The organism is Streptomyces sp. NPDC015532, from assembly GCF_043078065.1.
Taxonomy (GTDB): Bacteria; Actinomycetota; Actinomycetes; order Streptomycetales; family Streptomycetaceae; genus Streptomyces.
The window spans coordinates 140,838-157,854 of the sequence record NZ_JBIBSY010000010.1 but is presented as its reverse complement, the minus strand read 5'-3'; the positions used below and the strand labels follow the sequence as shown (position 1 = coordinate 157,854).

The 17,017-nt window shown below is 71.9% G+C and carries 16 protein-coding genes; 10 read left to right on the top strand and 6 right to left on the bottom strand.

Going from position 1 to position 17,017, the window contains the following annotated elements; translation table 11 throughout:
• The first annotated feature begins 4 nt into the window (after positions 1-4).
• The 4 genes from ACF07B_RS27410 to ACF07B_RS27395 all read left to right on the top strand — a co-directional run bounded on the left by ACF07B_RS27410 (position 5) and on the right by ACF07B_RS27395 (position 3,782).
• Positions 5-1,543 carry an ATP-dependent DNA ligase gene (locus ACF07B_RS27410; protein WP_392180874.1) on the top strand — a complete coding sequence of 513 codons (1,539 nt, stop codon included), beginning with the start codon at positions 5-7 and terminating at the stop codon, positions 1,541-1,543.
• The gene (locus ACF07B_RS27405) at positions 1,540-2,016 is read left to right on the top strand and encodes an NUDIX domain-containing protein (RefSeq protein ID WP_384233717.1); all 477 of its coding nucleotides are present in this window, start codon (positions 1,540-1,542) and stop codon (positions 2,014-2,016) included. Before ACF07B_RS27410 ends, ACF07B_RS27405 begins: the two co-directional genes overlap by 4 nt.
• Positions 2,017-2,125: 109 nt before the next feature.
• Complete coding sequence (locus ACF07B_RS27400) at positions 2,126-3,517, top strand: NADP-dependent succinic semialdehyde dehydrogenase (protein ID WP_392180873.1); 1,392 nt, start codon at positions 2,126-2,128, stop codon at positions 3,515-3,517.
• 25 nt (positions 3,518-3,542) lie between these two features.
• A complete protein-coding gene (locus ACF07B_RS27395) occupies positions 3,543-3,782 on the top strand; it encodes a DUF6213 family protein (RefSeq protein ID WP_355977072.1) in 240 nt (79 codons plus the stop codon).
• 241 nt (positions 3,783-4,023) lie between these two features.
• On the opposite strand, the gene ACF07B_RS27390 is transcribed toward ACF07B_RS27395, so the two are convergent.
• The 3 genes from ACF07B_RS27390 to ACF07B_RS27380 all read right to left on the bottom strand — a co-directional run bounded on the left by ACF07B_RS27390 (position 4,024) and on the right by ACF07B_RS27380 (position 7,279).
• A complete protein-coding gene (locus ACF07B_RS27390; protein ID WP_392180872.1) occupies positions 4,024-4,719 on the bottom strand; it encodes a transcriptional regulator in 696 nt (231 codons plus the stop codon).
• A gap of 152 nt (positions 4,720-4,871) precedes the next feature.
• Entirely contained in the window at positions 4,872-5,327 is a 456-nt protein-coding gene (locus ACF07B_RS27385) for a barstar family protein (protein ID WP_392180871.1), read from the bottom strand.
• 722 nt (positions 5,328-6,049) lie between these two features.
• On the bottom strand, positions 6,050-7,279 hold the full coding sequence (locus ACF07B_RS27380; protein ID WP_392180870.1) for an acyl-CoA dehydrogenase family protein: 1,230 nt from the start codon (positions 7,277-7,279) through the stop codon (positions 6,050-6,052).
• 169 nt (positions 7,280-7,448) lie between these two features.
• On the opposite strand from ACF07B_RS27380, the gene ACF07B_RS27375 reads away from it, so the two are divergent.
• Positions 7,449-8,093, top strand: coding sequence for a TetR family transcriptional regulator (locus ACF07B_RS27375; protein WP_362400968.1), 645 nt, complete (start codon positions 7,449-7,451; stop codon positions 8,091-8,093).
• A gap of 133 nt (positions 8,094-8,226) precedes the next feature.
• Here the strand turns inward: ACF07B_RS27375 and def are convergent, their stop codons facing one another.
• On the bottom strand, positions 8,227-8,766 hold the full coding sequence (gene def / locus ACF07B_RS27370; protein ID WP_392180869.1) for a peptide deformylase: 540 nt from the start codon (positions 8,764-8,766) through the stop codon (positions 8,227-8,229).
• A gap of 153 nt (positions 8,767-8,919) precedes the next feature.
• Here def and ACF07B_RS27365 point away from each other — a divergent pair, with 153 nt between their 5' ends.
• From ACF07B_RS27365 to ACF07B_RS27345, 5 genes are all read left to right on the top strand, one after another.
• On the top strand, positions 8,920-10,158 hold the full coding sequence (locus ACF07B_RS27365; RefSeq protein WP_328665558.1) for a MurT ligase domain-containing protein: 1,239 nt from the start codon (positions 8,920-8,922) through the stop codon (positions 10,156-10,158).
• A gap of 19 nt (positions 10,159-10,177) precedes the next feature.
• Positions 10,178-10,906 (top strand): glutamine amidotransferase, encoded by a 729-nt coding sequence (locus ACF07B_RS27360; RefSeq protein WP_355773674.1) that lies wholly within the window; start codon positions 10,178-10,180, stop codon positions 10,904-10,906.
• Between the two features lie 273 nt (positions 10,907-11,179).
• Positions 11,180-12,208 (top strand): 6-phosphofructokinase, encoded by a 1,029-nt coding sequence (locus ACF07B_RS27355; RefSeq protein WP_392180868.1) that lies wholly within the window; start codon positions 11,180-11,182, stop codon positions 12,206-12,208.
• Between the two features lie 136 nt (positions 12,209-12,344).
• Positions 12,345-13,298 (top strand): cytochrome c oxidase assembly protein, encoded by a 954-nt coding sequence (locus ACF07B_RS27350; RefSeq protein ID WP_392180867.1) that lies wholly within the window; start codon positions 12,345-12,347, stop codon positions 13,296-13,298.
• Between the two features lie 122 nt (positions 13,299-13,420).
• The gene (locus tag ACF07B_RS27345; RefSeq protein WP_326789151.1) at positions 13,421-13,579 is read left to right on the top strand and encodes a hypothetical protein; all 159 of its coding nucleotides are present in this window, start codon (positions 13,421-13,423) and stop codon (positions 13,577-13,579) included.
• A 165-nt stretch (positions 13,580-13,744) separates the two neighbouring features.
• On the opposite strand, the gene ACF07B_RS27340 is transcribed toward ACF07B_RS27345, so the two are convergent.
• Both ACF07B_RS27340 and ACF07B_RS27335 read right to left on the bottom strand, forming a co-directional pair.
• A complete protein-coding gene (locus ACF07B_RS27340; protein WP_362400953.1) occupies positions 13,745-14,947 on the bottom strand; it encodes a histidine kinase in 1,203 nt (400 codons plus the stop codon).
• Between the two features lie 286 nt (positions 14,948-15,233).
• Positions 15,234-17,015, bottom strand: a complete 1,782-nt coding sequence (locus ACF07B_RS27335) for a cation acetate symporter (RefSeq protein ID WP_392180866.1) — start codon at positions 17,013-17,015, stop codon at positions 15,234-15,236.
• Positions 17,016-17,017 lie beyond the last annotated feature (2 nt).

Sequence of the window (17,017 nt, the reverse complement as noted above, 5' to 3'; positions counted from 1 at the left end):
CTGCATGCTGCTGAGCAGGCTCGCCCATGTGTCCCAGGAGGTCGCCGCCACCTCGGCGCGGTCCCGGAAGACCGCTCTGCTCGCGGAGCTGTTCCGGGACGCCGAGGCGGACGACGCGCCGATCGTGATCCCGTATCTGGCGGGCCGGCTGCCGCAGGGCCGCCTCGGCGTCGGCTGGAAGGTGCTGAGCAGACGGGTCACCCCCGCCGCCGAACCCACCCTCACCGTGCGGGAGGTGGACGCCCGGCTCACCGCGCTCGGCCAGCTCTCCGGCACCGGTTCGCAGGCTGAACGGGCCCGCCTGGTGGGCGAGTTGATGGAGGCGGCCACAGAGGAGGAACAACGCTTCCTGTTCGGGCTGCTCACCGGCGAGGTGCGCCAGGGCGCGCTGGACGCGCTCGCGGTGGAGGGGCTCGCGGAGGCGACCGGCGCGCCCGCGGGGGACGTACGGCGGGCGGTGATGCTGGCGGGTTCCCTGCGGGCGGTGGCGCGGGCCCTGCTCGCGGACGGTCCCGGAGCCCTGGACGGCTTCCGGCTCACCGTCGGCCGCCCGGTGCTGCCGATGCTGGCGCACTCCGCCTCCTCCGTCTCCGAGGCGGTCGGCAAGCTCGGCGCCTGTGTGGTCGAGGAGAAGCTCGACGGCATCCGGGTGCAGCTGCACCGGGACGGCGGCGACGTCCGCGTCTACACCCGCACCCTCGACGACATCACCGACCGGCTGCCCGAACTCACCGCGGCCGCCCTGGAGTTGCGGGGCGAGCGGTTCATCCTGGACGGCGAGGTGATCGCGCTGGACGACCGGGGGCGGCCGCGTTCCTTCCAGGAGACGGCCGCGCGGGTGGGGTCCCGTGTGGACGTGGCGGCGGCCGCGCGGACCGTGCCCGTCTCCCCCGTCTTCTTCGACGCCCTGTCGGTCGACGGGCGGGACCTGCTGGATCTGCCGTTCACCGACCGGCACGCGGAGCTGGCACGGCTGGTTCCCGAGCCGATGCGGGTCCGGCGGACGCTCGTGCCGGGGCCCGCCGAGACCGCCGAGGCCGAGAGGTTCCTCGCCGACACGCTGGCCCGGGGGCACGAGGGCGTCGTGGTGAAGGCCCTCGACGCCCCCTACAGCGCGGGCCGGCGCGGTGCCGCCTGGCTCAAGGTCAAACCCGTGCACACCCTCGACCTGGTGGTCCTGGCGGCCGAATGGGGTCACGGGCGGCGCACCGGCAAGCTCTCGAACCTGCACCTGGGCGCCCGTACCGGCGACGGCTCGTTCGCCATGCTCGGCAAGACGTTCAAGGGCATGACCGACGCGATGCTCACCTGGCAGACCGACCGGTTCCAGGAGCTGGCCGTCTCGGACGACGGCCACGTGGTGACCGTACGGCCCGAGCTCGTCGTCGAGATCGCGTACGACGGTGTGCAGCGCTCCACCCGCTACCCGGCCGGCGTCACCCTCCGCTTCGCCCGGGTCGTGCGCTACCGCGAGGACAAGCGGGCGGCCGAGGCCGACACCGTGGACACCCTGCTGGCCGCCCACCCGGAGGTGACGCGATGAGCGCGGGACAGCACGGACGCAGGAGTGCGGGACTCCTGTTGTTCCGGCACACGGACCACGGCATGGAGGTCCTGGTCGGCCATATGGGCGGCCCGTACTTCGCGCGGCGCGACGCCGGGGCCTGGACCCTCCCCAAGGGCGAGTACGAGCCCGACGAGACGGCCTGGGACGCCGCCCGCCGCGAGTTCCGGGAGGAGCTCGGGCTGCCGCCGCCCGACGGCGAGGCGATCGCGCTCGGCGAGGTCACCCAGACGAACGGCAAGGTGGTCACGGCCTGGGCGATCGAGGCGGATCTCGACCCGGCGGCCATGGTCCCCGGCACGTTCACGATGGAGTGGCCGCCGAAGTCGGGGCGGCGGCAGGAGTTCCCCGAACTCGACCGGGTGGAGTGGATGAGCCCGGAGCGGGCCCGGACGCTGATGGTGACGGCGCAGACCGTGTTTCTCGACCGGCTGGCTGAGCACTCGCACTGAGAGCCGGCGTTCGGCCAAGAGCGTCGGCTCACCTCGGGACCCGCCCGCGTTGCGCCGCGCCCCACCGCGCGGGAGGGTCGGGGAACAGCCCGCTTTCAGGAGGTCGGCCATGCCCATCGCGACGGTGAACCCGGCGAACGGCGAGACGCTCAAGACGTACGACGCCCTCGGCGCCGAGGAGATCGAGCGCAGGCTCGCTGCCGCCGAGGCCACGTTCCGTACGTATCGCACCACCCCGTTCGCCGAGCGGGCGCGGCTCATGCACCGCGCGGCCGATCTCCTGGACGAGGACCTCCACGACATCGGCCGGGTGATGACCACGGAGATGGGCAAGCCGGTCAAGCAGGCCCGGGCCGAGGCCGCCAAGTGCGCCAAGGCGATGCGCTGGTACGCCGACCACGCCGAGGATCTGCTCGCCGACGAGCTGGCGGCCCCCGCCGACGCCTCGGACTCGGGGGCCTCCCGGGTCCTCGCGCGCTACCGGCCGATCGGCCCCGTGCTCGCGGTGATGCCCTGGAACTTCCCGCTCTGGCAGGTGGTCCGCTTCGCCGCGCCCGCGCTGATGGCGGGCAATGTGGGCCTGCTCAAACACGCCTCGAACGTTCCGCAGACGGCCCTGTACCTGGAGGACCTGTTCCGTCGCGCGGGCTTCCCCGAGGGCTGCTTCCAGACGCTGCTGATCGGGTCGGGGGCCGTCGAGGGCGTCCTGCGCGACCCGCGGGTCAAGGCGGCCACCCTCACCGGCAGCGAACCCGCCGGCCGGGCGGTCGCCTCGGTCGCCGGGGACGAGGTGAAGAAGACGGTGCTGGAGCTGGGCGGCAGCGACCCCTACGTCGTCATGCCGTCCGCCGATGTGGAGCGCGCCGCGAAGATCGCCGTGACGGCGCGTGCGCAGAACAACGGGCAGTCGTGCATCGCCGCCAAGCGGTTCATCGTGCACACCGACGTGTTCGACGCCTTCGCGGAGCGGTTCACGGCGGGTATGCGGGCTCTCACGGTCGGCGACCCGCTGGAGGAGGACACCGACATCGGGCCGCTGTCCACCGAACAGGGCCGTGCCGACCTGGAGGAACTGGTCGACGACGCGGTCGAGAACGGCGCGACGGTGCTGTGCGGCGGCGAACGCCCCGACGGCTTCGACGGCGGCTGGTACTACGCGCCGACCGTGCTCACCGACATCACGCCCGCGATGCGCATCCACCAGGAGGAGACGTTCGGGCCGGTCGCCACGCTGTACCGGGCCGCCGGTCTGGACGAGGCGGTGGCTCTCGCCAACGACACCCCGTTCGGGCTCAGCTCGAACGTATGGACCCGTGACGAGGCCGAGGTGCAGCGGTTCGTGCGCGATCTGGAGGCGGGCGGGGTGTTCGTCAACGGGATGACGGCCTCGCACCCGGCGTTCCCCTTCGGCGGGGAGAAGCGATCCGGCTACGGGCGTGAACTGTCGGGGCACGGAATCCGCGAGTTCTGCAACATCACCACGGTATGGCACGGAGCGTGAGCGTTCCGCAGCTACGATCCCTGGTGTGAACCGCGAAGTGACCCTCCCCCTGATCGTCGACGACCGCGGCACGTTGCAGGTGTCGGCCGCCGACGTCAGCAAGCTGCTGCGCACGGTGGGCGGCCGGTGGCTGCATCTGGTCGAGGCCGGCCAGGACGGCCTCGACGAGGACACGGTGGCCGCGCTCACGATCGAACTGGCCAAGCTGGCCGACCGGATCGACGTGGCCTGCATCGCGCACAGCAGCGGCCCGACCGGCCGCTGAGCGGGCCGGCGACGACGCCGGAACGGAGCGGCGGCCGGCGTTCCCTCGCCGAACGCCGCTCCCCGCCGGAGGCCGGGCTCCCCGCCGATCCCGCCGGAGACCGACGTCCTCCGCCGGCTGCGGGGCCGGGCAGCGCCCCTTGCCGCGGGCCGGTCCGGCCGAAGGTCCCCTTGCCGAAAGCCCCCCCGGGCGGGACCGGCGGGTGCCGCGCCCTCGGCCCGAGGTCCGGCCGGGGCCGGGTTCAGGCGACCCGCTGGTCCAGTTCCCACAGGGCGTGCCAGAACTTCTCCTCGTAGGCCTGGAGCAGCCGCCCGTGGCGCAGGACGTCGTCGAGTGAGATCCGTTCGGCGTCGAGTCCCGCCTGTACGGCGGCCAGAGCCTTGGTCTCCAGGTCGGGCGCGGGCACGGCGAAGAAGTCGAAGAAGCCGCAGACCTCGTCGTCGAAGCCGTAGTGGTGGCGCAGCGCCTCGGTGATGGTCTCGCAATAGCCGCCCCAGGCCGCGATGTTGGCGCCGAGCGCGAGGACCACGTCGGCCGGCTCCCCGTTCAGGGCGAGCCAGGCGACGTAGGCGGGATAGGCCTGGCAGTCGGCGAGGGGTTCGTACTCCGCCGCCCGCGCCTCGCCGGCTCCGACCGCGGCGGCGAACGCGGGGAGCCGGTCCCCGGCCACCACCTCGCCCTCGGCGAGCATCTCGAAGAACGCGGCGCTCGCCGCGTCGGCGGCCGAGGTTCCCGTACCGGCCGCCGAGCGCCGGGCCAGATGAACGAACGCGCGGTGATCCGCGGCGATCACATGGCGCTGTTCGAGGGCGAGGGCCGCGAGCGTGCCGAGCTGGGCGGCGCCCCGGGCGATCAGCGGCAGCAGCCGGTTGGCATGAGGATCCGGGGCGAGTTTCCCGGTGACGCTCTCCAGCAATTCCCTGGCCGTCCGCGTCATCACGCGCTCCTTCGGTCCGGCAGACTCCGACCCCCCGCGACCAGAGTGCACGCTCCCTCTCACATCCCGGCGCTCCGACGCGAATTCCCAGGTCCGGTGGGGTGACGGGTATCCCGGGCAGCCGACCTCGCGCGCGGGTGGACCGGTCGTCGTCATGGCGCGGCAGCCGCTCGCCCCTCGGCCGGCCCTGTTTCTCCACCGCTCGGGACCGGGGCCACGTAGACCGAGACCCGGGTCGGCCTTCCACCGGTGTAGCGCGCTTCGGCGAGGGTCGCGACCACGTCGCGGAGGATGCTCAGCGCGATCCGGAATTCACCCTGGGCGCTCGCGACCTGTTGGGCGTCGGGCCAGAGGATGACCACGCGGGGAGACCTCAGCGCATGGAGCCCGCCCTGGACCGAGTCCGAGAGGGCGTCCCACACCATGCGGAAGGTCCCGAGGGGCGGGTCCAGGGGAAGCGTCTCCCGCACCGCCAGGAAGAACGCCTCCTTGTCGGTCCGCCCGGCGGTGGAGAGGGTGAACACCGGGAAGCCCTGGCGGGAGGCCTCGTCGAATATCCCAGGAATGTCCGCGCCGGAAACCTCGTGGAATCCCCTGTCGATCACCATGCCCAGAACCGTACCGATGCGTCCTCCCGGCTCGGATCGCGCCCGCTGAGCGGTTCGGGGTGAGGTTCACCGGTTCGAGATGGGCGAACGGTGCTCCCCGGCGCGGCCTCAGGACCGACCGCAAACCCACCGCAGGACGAAGGCCCCGGTCCGTGGGGATCGGGGCCCTGGCGTTTCCGGCCAGCCGAGCGAGGCTGCGAGCTCCCCGGCCTCGGCTTCCCGCGGAGAGCTGCACGGTGCCGCGATGGGACACCTCGACCTTGTAGAACTTCTCGCCCTTGGGGACGTCCTCGACGGCGACCTTGAACGTGCAGGCGAGACCCGAGTCGCTGGGCTTGGAGTCGCCGAGACTTCCGGTAGCGACGACGTCGCCTTTCGCCCCGTACACAGTGACGCTGGTGCCTTCGGCGATGTCTTCGTATCCGCTGTCGACGGAGAGGACTTCGTCGGTGAGCGCGAACTCGCCTTCGAGGGGGAAGGTGGCCGACACGCGTCGCGTCGCTGCGGGAGGTGGTGTGGGTGGGCTCGTTGAGGGTCGTCCGGGAGTGCCGTGAGCCGGGCCCATGTCGCCCGTATGGGGCGTCGAGTGAGAAGCCACCTCCCAAACGTCTCCCGAAGGCGAGTTGATCTCTCGTTTCGCACGCCGAAGTGCCCCCTTCCGGATAAGGCAAGGGGGCACTCTCGTGTCGCCGGTCCATGTGTGTCCTACCGGGGTGACGTCCCTACCGGATCGGCATCCCGGAGAGGGTGCGGGCGATCACCAGGCGCTGGATCTCGCTGGTGCCCTCGAAGATCGTGTAGATGGCCGCGTCGCGGTGCATGCGCTCCACCGGGTACTCCCGGGTGTAGCCGTTGCCGCCGAGGATCTGGATCGCCTGGCCCGTGACCTTCTTCGCCGTCTCGCTGGCGAACAGCTTCGACATCGAGCCCTCGGCCGCCGTGAACTGCTTGCCGTTGACCGCCATCCAGGACGCCCGCCAGACCAGCAGCCGCGCCGCGTCGATCGAGGTGCGCATGTCGGCGAGCTGGAAGGCGACGCCCTGGTTGTCGATGATCGGGCGGCCGAACTGCTCACGCGTCTTGGCGTAGTCGAGGGCCACCTCGTACGCGGCCCGCGCGGTGCCCACCGCCATGGCGCCGACGGCCGGACGGGAGGCCTCGAAGGTGGCCATCGCGGCGTTCTTCACGCGCTCGCCGCCGCCCGCCTTGACACGCTCACGGGCGCGGGCGAGGCGCTCGTCGAGCTTCCCCTTGCCGCCGAGCAGGCAGGAGCCGGGGATGCGGACGTTCTCCAGGACGACCTCGGCGGTGTGCGAGGCGCGGATGCCGTGCTTCTTGAACTTCTGGCCCTGGGACAGGCCGGGCGTGTTCGGCGGGACGATGAAGGAAGCGTGGCCCTTGGAGCCGAGCTCCGCGTCGACGACCGCGACGACGACGTGGACGTTGGCGATGCCGCCGTTCGTCGCCCAGGTCTTCGTGCCGTTCAGGACCCACTCGTCCTTGGCCTCGTCGTAGACGGCACGCGTGCGCAACGAGGCGACGTCGGAGCCGGCGTCGGGCTCGGAGGAGCAGAAGGCGGCGACCTTGACATCGTTGGCATCCCCGTACATCTGGGGGATCCAGGTGCCGATCTGCTCCTCGGTGCCGTTGGCGAGGACGCCCACGGCGGCGAGGCCGGTGCCGACGATGGACAGCGCGATGCCCGCGTCGCCCCAGAACAGCTCCTCCATCGCCATGGGTATGCCGAGCCCGGTGGCGTCAAAATACTGCTGGGCGTAGAAGTCCAGGGAATAGATCCCGACCTTGGCCGCTTCCTGGATGACCGGCCAGGGAGTCTCTTCGCGCTCGTCCCATTCGGCGGCCGCGGGGCGGATGACATCGGCGGCGAAGCCGTGCAGCCAGTCCCGGACCTCCTTCTGTTCGTCGTTGAGCTCCATGGTGAACTCGGCCATGTCCCCTCCAGGGCTGCACTAAACTGTTACTTGCGGTAACTGGAGTCTGTTACCGGCTAGTAGGAAAAGTCAACTCCCGAACTCGGCTCGGGATCCCGTTCGATACCCATACGACGATCAGTGTTAGTTTGCGCAGGCGTCACCGAATCACCACGGGTGGGGAGAGCACATGGACACCACACAGCGGACCGATCAGCAGAGGTCCGCCGACCGCCGCCGGCGCGAACTGCTGGAGGCCGCCGACAGAGTGGTGCTCCGCGACGGCCCCGGGGCCTCCATGAACGCCATCGCCGCCGAGGCCGGCATCACGAAGCCCATTCTGTACCGCCACTTCGGCGACAAGGGCGGCCTCTACGCGGCACTCGCCAAGCGGCACACCGACGCGCTCCTCGAAGCGCTGCGGGCGGCACTGGACGCCCCGGCCGCACGACGTGAGCGCGTGGAGGCGACACTCGACACCTACTTGGCCGCCATCGAGGCACGACCGCAGGTCTACCGCTTCCTGATGCATCCGGCGGAGGGCGGCCAGCCGGGCGACGCCGGGTTCGACGTGGGCAAGTACTCGGCGCCCGTCCTGCGCCGCATGGGCGAGGAACTGGCCGAGGTCATCGAGGAGCGGGTGGACCTCGGACCGGGCAGCCAGCAGTTGGCGCGGGTGTGGGGCCACGGCATCGTCGGCATGATGCACGCCGCCGGGGACTGGTGGCTCGGCGAACGGCCGTGCACGCGCGCCGAGTTGGTGCGAAGCCTGGCCGACCTGCTGTGGGGCCGTCTCGCGGCGGCGGGTGACCGCGTCGGCGGGCCTGGTTTCTGACCGGGGCTCACACGGACATCCCGTCAGAAGGCGTGTCCCCCTGCCTGGGGAGATGTCACCCGCCACGGGAGATGTCGCCTGCCACGGGAGATGTCACCCGCCGCGGAAGACGGCAGGCGGCCCCGGTCGAACCTCAGCCGCCCCAGGAAGCCCGGGCCACCTTGCGCAGCAGACGCCGCCGGCGCCACCCGGTGAGCCGGTCCGCGTACACCCCGCCGTCGAGGTGGTCGCACTCGTGCTGGAGGCACCGCGCGAACCAGCCGGTGCCGTGCACGGTGACCGGCTCACCGGTGACCGTGCGCCCCTCCACGACCGCGTGGTCGAAGCGCTCGGTGCCGGCCTCCAGACCGGGCAGCGAGAGGCAGCCCTCCGGTCCGCGCAGGACCACACCGTCCGCCTCGACAAGACGAGGATTCACCACGTGTCCGACATGACGGACATCGTCGTCGTCCGGGCAGTCGTACACGAAGACCCGCAGTCCGACGCCGATCTGGTTCGCGGCCAGGCCGACGCCCTCGGCGGCGTACATCGTCGCGAACATGTCCTCGACGAGCTCCGAGAGTTGAGGGCCGAACAAGGTGACGTCCTCGCAGGCTGTACGCAGGAGGGGGTCACCCAGCAGGATGAGGGGCCGGACGCGCCCGTGGGTGCCCGGGATGGAACCGTGTCGCATGGCGGCAAGGGTACGGTCCTGGCAGGCGCGCGCATGTCGCGCCGGCACCGAGGTGGTGCCGCGATTCGGGCCCGTGAGTGGATCTCGATAGGCTGACCCCCACATGTGCCGGGGGCAGGGGCGCGGCGCGTACGCAAGGAGGATCGAGAAACGATGTCAGGCAACTCGGACCCGCTGTCGCCGCGGGCCAAGCTGGCCGTGACGGCGGGCAAGGCGGCGGCAGCCGTCTCGCGAGCCGCCGGACGCGGCAGCGGATCGGTGATCGGCGGCCGGGTGGCGCTCAAGCTCGACCCCGACCTGCTGGCGAGACTCGCCACACACCTGGACGTGATCCTGGTGTCGGCGACCAACGGCAAGACCACGACGACCCGGCTGATCGCGGAGGCGCTGCGCGCCGCCGGCCCGGTCGTGTCCAACGCGCTCGGTGCCAACATGCCCGCGGGCATCACCTCGGCGCTGGCCGGCGGCTCGGACGCCAAGTTCGCGGTCATCGAGGTCGACGAGAAGTACCTCGCCGGTGTGGCACGTGACACCGACCCGAAGTGCATCGCGCTGCTGAACCTCTCGCGCGACCAGCTCGACCGGGCAGCCGAGACCCGGATGATGGCCGAGCACTGGCGCGAGGGGCTGGCCGGCTCCAAGGCCGTCGTGGTCGCCAACGCCGACGACCCGCTGGTGGTCTGGGCCGCGTCCTCCTCGCCGAACGTCATGTGGGTGGCGGCGGGCCAGATGTGGAAGGAAGACGCCTGGTCCTGCCCGTCGTGCGGTGGCGTCATGCAGCGCCCCGGCGACGACTGGTTCTGCGGCGACTGCGGCTTCCGCCGTCCCACGCCGACCTGGGCGCTGTCCGGGGACCACGTCCTCGACCCGCACGGTTCCGCGTGGCCGATCCACCTCCAGCTCCCGGGCCGCGCCAACAAGGCGAACGCCGCCTCCTCGGCCGCCGTGGCCGCCGTCTTCGGAGTGCCGCCGCAGGTCGCCCTGGAGCGCATGTACCAGGTGCAGGCGGTGGCCGGACGCTACGACGTGGTCCAGTTCATGGAGCGCGATCTGCGTCTGCTGCTCGCCAAGAACCCCGCGGGCTGGCTGGAGACCTTCTCCCTGATCGACCCGCCGCCGACCCCGGTCATCCTGTCGGTGAACGCGCGCGGCGCCGACGGCACGGACACCTCCTGGCTGTGGGACGTCGACTACACCCGCCTGACCGGACACCCGATCTTCGTTCTCGGCGACCGCAAGCTCGACCTCGCCGTCCGCCTCGAAGTCGCCAACCAGCAGTTCCAGGTCTGCGACACCCTCGACCAGGCCGTGCAGATGGCGCCGCCCGGACGCATCGAGGTCATCGCGAACTACACCGCATTCCAGGACTTGAGGCGTCGTGTCGGCAACTGAGCCACGGAGGACGAAGAGAATGACGGACAACAGCCTGCGCCTGGTGTGGATCTACCCAGACCTGCTCAGCACCTACGGCGACCAGGGCAACGCCCTCGTCGTGGAGCGCCGGGCGCGTCAGCGCGGCCTCGACGTGGCCCGTGTCGACGTGCGCAGCGACCAGCCGGTCCCGACCTCCGGTGACATCTACCTCATCGGCGGCGGCGAGGACCGGCCGCAGCGGCTCGCCGCGGAACGGCTGCGCCGCGACGGCGGTCTGGAGCGCGCGGTCGGCAACGGCGCGATCGTGTTCTCCGTCTGCGCCGGCTACCAGATCCTCGGGCACGAGTTCATCAACGACCTCGGCCAGCGCGAGCCGGGCCTCGGCCTGCTCGACGTGGTCTCGGTGCGCGGTGAGGGCGAGCGGTGCGTCGGCGACGTCCTCGCGGACATCGACCCGCGGCTCGGTCTGCCCCAGCTCACCGGCTTCGAGAACCACCAGGGCGTCACCCACCTCGGACCCACCGCCCGCCCGTTCGCGAACGTGCGGCTCGGCAAGGGCAACGGCACGGGTGACGGCACCGAGGGCGCGTACAACGACACCGTGTTCGGCACGTACATGCACGGTCCCGTCCTCGCCCGCAACCCGCAGATCGCGGACCTGCTGCTGAAGCTGGCCCTCGACGTCAACGCGCTGCCGCCGACCGACGACCGCTGGTACGAGGCGCTGCGCTCCGAGCGCATCGCGTCCGCCCAGCAGCCCGCGTAGCGCCTGCCCGCTCCGGCGGGCCGGAGGAACCGTTTCTCAAGGAGGAACGGTTCCTCTTTGCGTTTCCCGGGAAGAACCGTTTCCGCTTCACGAAACGGGCCCGTCCGGCCCCGCCCGGAGCCCGTCTGAAACCGCATCCGCACAGGTGAGCGGGTGCGTCCAGCAGGCGGACGCACGGTACGGCGCGGGCCCCTCCCGCCGGTAGGGTGGCGGGCATCCTTGCCGGACAACGTGGTCCGGTCCCCGGACCACGTTGAGAAGGTATTTCGGGCTATGCGCATTGGTGTCCTCACGTCCGGCGGCGACTGCCCCGGCCTGAACGCCGTCATCCGGTCGGTCGTACACCGCGCCGTCGTCGACCACGGCGACGAGGTCATCGGCTTCCGGGACGGCTGGAAGGGTCTTCTGGAGTGCGACTACCTCAAGCTCGACCTCGACGCGGTGAGCGGCATCCTGGCCCGCGGCGGCACCATGCTCGGCTCCTCCCGGGTCCAGCCCGCGCATCTGCGTGACGGTGTGGAGCGGGCCAAGGGGCACGTCGCGGACCTCGGACTCGACGCGATCATCCCGATCGGCGGCGAGGGCACGCTGAAGGCGGCCCGCCTGCTGTCGGACGGCGGCCTGCCGATCGTCGGCGTGCCGAAGACCATCGACAACGACATCGCGGTCACGGACGTCACCTTCGGCTTCGACACGGCCGTCGGTGTCGCGACCGAGGCCCTGGACCGGCTGAAGACCACCGCCGAGTCCCACCAGCGCGTCCTGATCGTGGAGGTCATGGGCCGCCACACCGGCTGGATCGCGCTGCACTCCGGCATGGCCGCCGGCGCCCACGCCATCGTCGTGCCGGAGCGGCCCTTCGACATCGAGGAGCTGGCCGCGCGGGTCGGCGAACGGTTCGAGGCGGGCAAGCGGTTCGCCATCGTCGTCGCCGCCGAGGGCGCGAAGCCCCGCGAGGGCAGCTCCATGCGGTACGACGAGGGCGGCAAGGACATCTACGGCCACGAGCGCTTCGCGGGCATCGCCCGGCAGCTCTCCATCGAGCTGGAGGAACGGCTCGGCAAGGAGGCCCGCCCGGTCATCCTCGGCCACGTGCAGCGGGGCGGCACCCCGACGGCGTACGACCGCGTGCTCGCGACCCGGTTCGGGTGGCACGCCGTGGAGGCCGTGCACCGGGGCGAGTTCGGGATGATGACCGCGCTGCGCGGGACCGACATCGTGATGGTGTCGCTCGCGGAGGCCGTCGAGACCCTGAAGACGGTGCCGGACGAGCGCTACGCCGAGGCGGAGTGCGTGCTCTGAGACGGACGCGGCAGAACCGCCCCCGGTCGCAGCCGCGGCCGGGGGCGGTTCTACTCTGGTGCGGACAGACAGCGCACAACCTCCCCCAGTGCCTTAAAAGGGCCGGGGAGGCACCCCCAGAAACAGGAGCCGGCGGATGGATCACAGCGGGCACGGCATGACCATGGATCTGCCGCCGTTCACGCTGGGGCGGGGGCTCGCGTGGTCCACCGACCCGTTCTTCCTCGTCGCGTGCCTGCTCGGGCTCGGGCTGTACGGCTGGGGAGTCGTCCGGCTCGCCCGGCGCGGCGACGCCTGGTCGTGGGGCCGTACGGCCTCCTTCGTGGCCGGCGTGCTCACGGTGATGCTCGTCCTGTGCACCAGACTGAACGACTACGGCATGGTCATGTTCAGCGTGCACATGGTCCAGCACATGGTGATCAGCATGCTGTCCCCGATCCTGATCCTGCTCGGGGCACCGGTCACGCTGGCGCTGCGCGCGCTGCCGGTGGCCGCCAAGCGGGGCAGCAAGGGTCCGCGTGAACTGCTGATGATGTTCCTGCACAGCCGGTACATGCGGGTCGTCACGCACCCGGCGTTCACCATCCCGATGTTCATCGCGAGCCTGTACGCGCTGTACTTCTCCCCCATTTTCGACTTCCTGATGGGCTCCACCACGGGCCACGTGGTGATGATGTGCCACTTCCTCGCGGTCGGCCTCTTCTTCTTCTGGCCGATCATGGGCGTGGACCCGGGCCCGCACCGCCCGGGCTATCTGATGCGGATGCTGGAGCTGTTCGCGGGGATGCCGTTCCACGCGTTCTTCGGCATCGCGCTGATGATGGCCTCGGGGCCGATGGTCGAGTCGTACAAGAACCCGCCGGCCTCCCTCGGCATCGACGCGCTCGCCGACCAGACCGCCGCCGGCGGGATCGCCTGGGCGTTCAGCGAGATCCCCTCCGTCCTCGTCCTGCTCGCCCTGCTCTTCCAGTGGTACAACTCCGAGCAGCGGCAGGCCAAGCGCCTGGACCGCGCCGCCGACCGGGACGGCGACAAGGAACTCGAGGCCTACAACGCCTATCTGGCCTCCCTCAACGCGCGCAGCCGCTGACTTCCGGCTCCGCCCAGGGCCTCGGGAGTCCGCACGGCCCTGGCGAAGCACGTCCCTCCGGGTGAAAATGGCCCCAAAGGCCACGGCCCGCGTCGCGGACCCGCCTGGAGGAGGGTGTTGCGATGCCCGGTTCGACGAAGACGATGGGGGTGCTCACCGTGGGCGGGCTCGTCGTCGTGACGGCCTACACGGTGGCACTGGGCAGCAACGGCTGGCTGTGGTTCGGCTGGGTCGTGCTCGGTCTGATCACCCTGGGGATGGTGGTCTCCCGCAGCGCCTGACCGCGAGCCCGGCGCACCGGCCGGGCCTCTCCCCCGGTCCGCCGGGCCCGGCATCTTTGGCGGGTCCGACCACCGGGCCCTTCACCAGGTCCGGCCATCGGGTCCCTTCGCCAGGTCCGGCCATCGGGCCCCTTCGCCAGGTCCGGCCGCCGGGTCAGGCCGTCACTACCGGGGACGCCGGGCGGCCGAGTGCACGCCGGGCTGGTATTTGGGGAGCCTGGCGGTGATCTTCATTCCCGCTCCCACCGCGGTCTCGATGACCAGCCCGTGATCGTCGCCGTACACCTGGCGCAGCCGTTCGTCGACGTTGGAGAGGCCGATCCCCCCGGAGGGGCTGGCCTCGCCGGACAGGATGCGGCGCAGCCGGTCGGGGTCCATGCCCACGCCGTTGTCCTCGATGACCACGAGCGCCTCCGCGCCGGCGTCCTGCGCCGTGATGCTGATGTGGCTCTTGTCGGTCTTGCCCTCCAGACCGTGTTTGACGGCGTTCTCCACCAGGGGCTGGAGGCAGAGGAAGGGCAGCGCGACCGGCAGCACCTCGGGCGCGATCTGGAGAGTGACGGACAGCCGCTCGCCGAAGCGGGCCCGGACGAGCGCCAGGTAGTGGTCGATGGCGTGCAGCTCGTCGGCGAGCGTGGTGAAGTCGCCGTGCCTGCGGAACGAGTAGCGGGTGAAGTCGGCGAACTCCAGAAGGAGCTCGCGGGCGCGCTCCGGGTCGGTGCGGACGAACGAGGCGATCACGGCGAGCGAGTTGAAGATGAAATGCGGTGATATCTGCGCGCGAAGCGCCTTGATCTCCGCCTCGATCAGCCGGGTCCGGGACCGGTCGAGGTCGGCCAGCTCCAGTTGGACGGAGACCCAGCGCGCGACCTCGCCCGCGGCGCGTACGAGGACCGCGGACTCGCGGGGCGCGCAGGCCACGAGCGCTCCGTGCACCCGTTCGTCGACGGTGAGCGGCGCGACGACGGCCCAGCGCAGCGGGCAGTCGGGCTCGTCGCAGGTCAGCCTGAAGGCCTCGCCCCGGCCGGTCTCCAGCGGGCCGCCGAGACGTTCCATGACCTCGGTGCGGTGGTGGGCGCCGACGCCGTCCCAGGCGAGGACCGTCTCCTGGTCGGTGAGGCACAGGGCGTCCGTGCCGAGCAGGGTGCGCAGCCGCCGGGCTGAGCGGCGGGCCGTCTCCTCGGTGAGTCCGGCGCGGAGCGGGGGCGCGGCGAGCGAGGCGGTGTGCAGGGTCTGGAAGGTGGCGTGCTCGACCGGGGTGCCCAGTCCTCCGAGGTTCTCCGGCCGCGCGGTACGCCTGCCGAGCCAGAATCCGGCCGCCAGCAGGGGGAGCACGGCCACACACAGCCCGGCGATGAACCCGCTCACCGGCTCAGCACCCCCGCCCCGAAGCCGCACGCCGACGTCCGGCCCGGCCCGGACCCGGACCCGGACCCGGACGATCGGCGCGCGACCCGCCGGCACGACGACCACGACCACCGCGCGGACAACCACCACGACCAGCGCCCGGACGATCGGCGCGACCAGCGCCGGGACGACCGGCTCACCCCCCGTTCCAGCGGCCGGCGGGATCGCGGCCACCCGGCCCGGGGCCTCTCACCCCGCAGCCAACCGCCACGCGGCCCCCTGGCCCGCGATCCGTCGCCCGGGTCCCTCATGGCCCGGCCTCCTTCGTGCCCGCCGTCGCGCCCGCCGCAGCGCCCGCTGTCCCGGCGGCCGCCGCGCGGACGTGGCCGTCCGTGAGCTCCTCCGGCAGGTGGAAACGGGCGAGGATCGCGGCCGTCCCGGCCGGTACGCGGGCGGGGGTGGCCAGCGAGACCAGCACCATGGTCACGAAGCCGAGCGGCACCGACCAGAGCGCGGGCCAGGCGAGCAGCGCGCGCAGGGAGCCCGTCGTGCCCGGGGAGCCGGCCATGGTGGCACCGACGGCCACGAGGGCCGCGCCGCCGCCGCCGATCATCCCGGCCGCCGCCCCGGGCGGGGTGAGCCGCCGCCACCAGATGCCGAGGACCAGCAGCGGGCAGAAGGAGGACGCGGACACGGCGAACGCCAGCCCCACCGCGTCGGCGACGGGCAGCCCGCCCACCAGCACGCTCGCGGCGAGCGGTACGGCCATCGCCAGGACGGTGCCGAGCCGGAAGTGCCGGACACCGCGGGAGGGCAGGACGTCCTGGGTGAGCACGCCGGCGACCGCCATGGTGAGCCCGGACGCCGTCGAGAGGAACGCGGCGAAGGCACCGCCCGCGACGAGCGCCCCGAGCAGGTCCGCGCCGACCCCGCCGATCATCCTGTCGGGCAGGAGCAGGACGGCGGCGTCCGCGTCGCCGGTGAGGCTGAGTTCGGGGGCGTACAGCCGGCCCAGCGCTCCGTAGACGGGCGGCAGGAGATAGAAGGCGCCGATCAGGCCGAGTACGGCGACCGTGGTGCGGCGGGCGGCAACGCCGTGCGGGCTGGTGTAGAAGCGGACGACGACGTGCGGGAGGCCCATCGTGCCGAGGAAGGTGGCCAGGATCAGTCCGTACGTGGCGTAGAGCGGGCGTTCCTCGCGGCCGGCGGCCGGGGAGGCCGACAGGGCGTCGTCGCTGCCGCGTTCGGCCGCCGGGACCGGAGTGCCCCGGTCGAAGGTCAGCCGGGTGCCGCTGTCGATGCGGTGGGTGCCCCGCGGGAGCCGGACGCGCGCGCCCTCGTACCGGCGGCCGTCGACGGTGCCCGTGGCGGTGACGGCCAGTGGCCGGGACAGCTTCAGGTCGAGGGTGGAATCGATCTGGACGAGGCGCTGTTCGCGGAAGGCCGGCGGCTCCTCGAAGGCGTCGCGGGGGGCGCCGTGGGACTGCCAGGCGAGGATCAGGAAGAGCGCGGGGACGAGCAGGGCGGTGAGCTTGAGCCAGTACTGGAAGGCCTGGACGAAGGTGATGCTGCGCATGCCGCCCGCGGCGACCGTGGCCACCACGACGACGGCGACCAGTACCCCGCCGAACCAGTCGGGTGCGTCGGTCAGCACCGCCAGCGTCAGCCCCGCTCCCTGGAGTTGGGGCAGGAGATAGAGCCAGCCGACGCCGACGACGAAGGCCCCGGCGAGCCGTCTGACGGCCTGGGACCCGAGCCGGGCCTCCGCGAAGTCGGGCAGGGTGTAGGCGCCGGAGCGGCGCAGGGGTGCCGCGACGAAGAGGAGCAGCACGAGATAGCCGGCGGTGTAACCGACCGGGTACCAGAGCATGTCGGGTCCCTGGACGAGCACCAGGCCGGCGATGCCCAGGAAGGAGGCGGCGGAGAGGTATTCGCCGCTGATCGCGGCCGCGTTGAGCCGGGGGCCCACGGTGCGCGAGGCGACGTAGAAGTCGGAGGTGGTCCGGGAGATGCGCAGCCCGAACGCGCCGACCAGGACGGTCGCGAGGACGACGAGGGCGACGGCGGGAACGGAGTAGTTCTCGTTCACGG

Excerpts from the sequence above, each read along its gene's own strand:
- ACF07B_RS27410 (WP_392180874.1), top strand. The coding sequence starts at position 5 with ATGCTGCTGAGCAGGCTCGCCCATGTGTCCCAGGAGGTCGCCGCCACC.
- ACF07B_RS27405 (WP_384233717.1), top strand. The coding sequence starts at position 1,540 with ATGAGCGCGGGACAGCACGGACGCAGGAGTGCGGGACTCCTGTTGTTC.
- ACF07B_RS27400 (WP_392180873.1), top strand. The coding sequence starts at position 2,126 with ATGCCCATCGCGACGGTGAACCCGGCGAACGGCGAGACGCTCAAGACG.
- ACF07B_RS27390 (WP_392180872.1), bottom strand. The coding sequence starts at position 4,719 with ATGACGCGGACGGCCAGGGAATTGCTGGAGAGCGTCACCGGGAAACTC.
- ACF07B_RS27385 (WP_392180871.1), bottom strand. The coding sequence starts at position 5,327 with ATGGTGATCGACAGGGGATTCCACGAGGTTTCCGGCGCGGACATTCCT.
- ACF07B_RS27380 (WP_392180870.1), bottom strand. The coding sequence starts at position 7,279 with ATGGCCGAGTTCACCATGGAGCTCAACGACGAACAGAAGGAGGTCCGG.
- ACF07B_RS27375 (WP_362400968.1), top strand. The coding sequence starts at position 7,449 with ATGGACACCACACAGCGGACCGATCAGCAGAGGTCCGCCGACCGCCGC.
- def (WP_392180869.1), bottom strand. The coding sequence starts at position 8,766 with ATGCGACACGGTTCCATCCCGGGCACCCACGGGCGCGTCCGGCCCCTC.
- ACF07B_RS27365 (WP_328665558.1), top strand. The coding sequence starts at position 8,920 with ATGTCAGGCAACTCGGACCCGCTGTCGCCGCGGGCCAAGCTGGCCGTG.
- ACF07B_RS27360 (WP_355773674.1), top strand. The coding sequence starts at position 10,178 with ATGACGGACAACAGCCTGCGCCTGGTGTGGATCTACCCAGACCTGCTC.
- ACF07B_RS27355 (WP_392180868.1), top strand. The coding sequence starts at position 11,180 with ATGCGCATTGGTGTCCTCACGTCCGGCGGCGACTGCCCCGGCCTGAAC.
- ACF07B_RS27350 (WP_392180867.1), top strand. The coding sequence starts at position 12,345 with ATGGATCACAGCGGGCACGGCATGACCATGGATCTGCCGCCGTTCACG.
- ACF07B_RS27345 (WP_326789151.1), top strand. The coding sequence starts at position 13,421 with ATGCCCGGTTCGACGAAGACGATGGGGGTGCTCACCGTGGGCGGGCTC.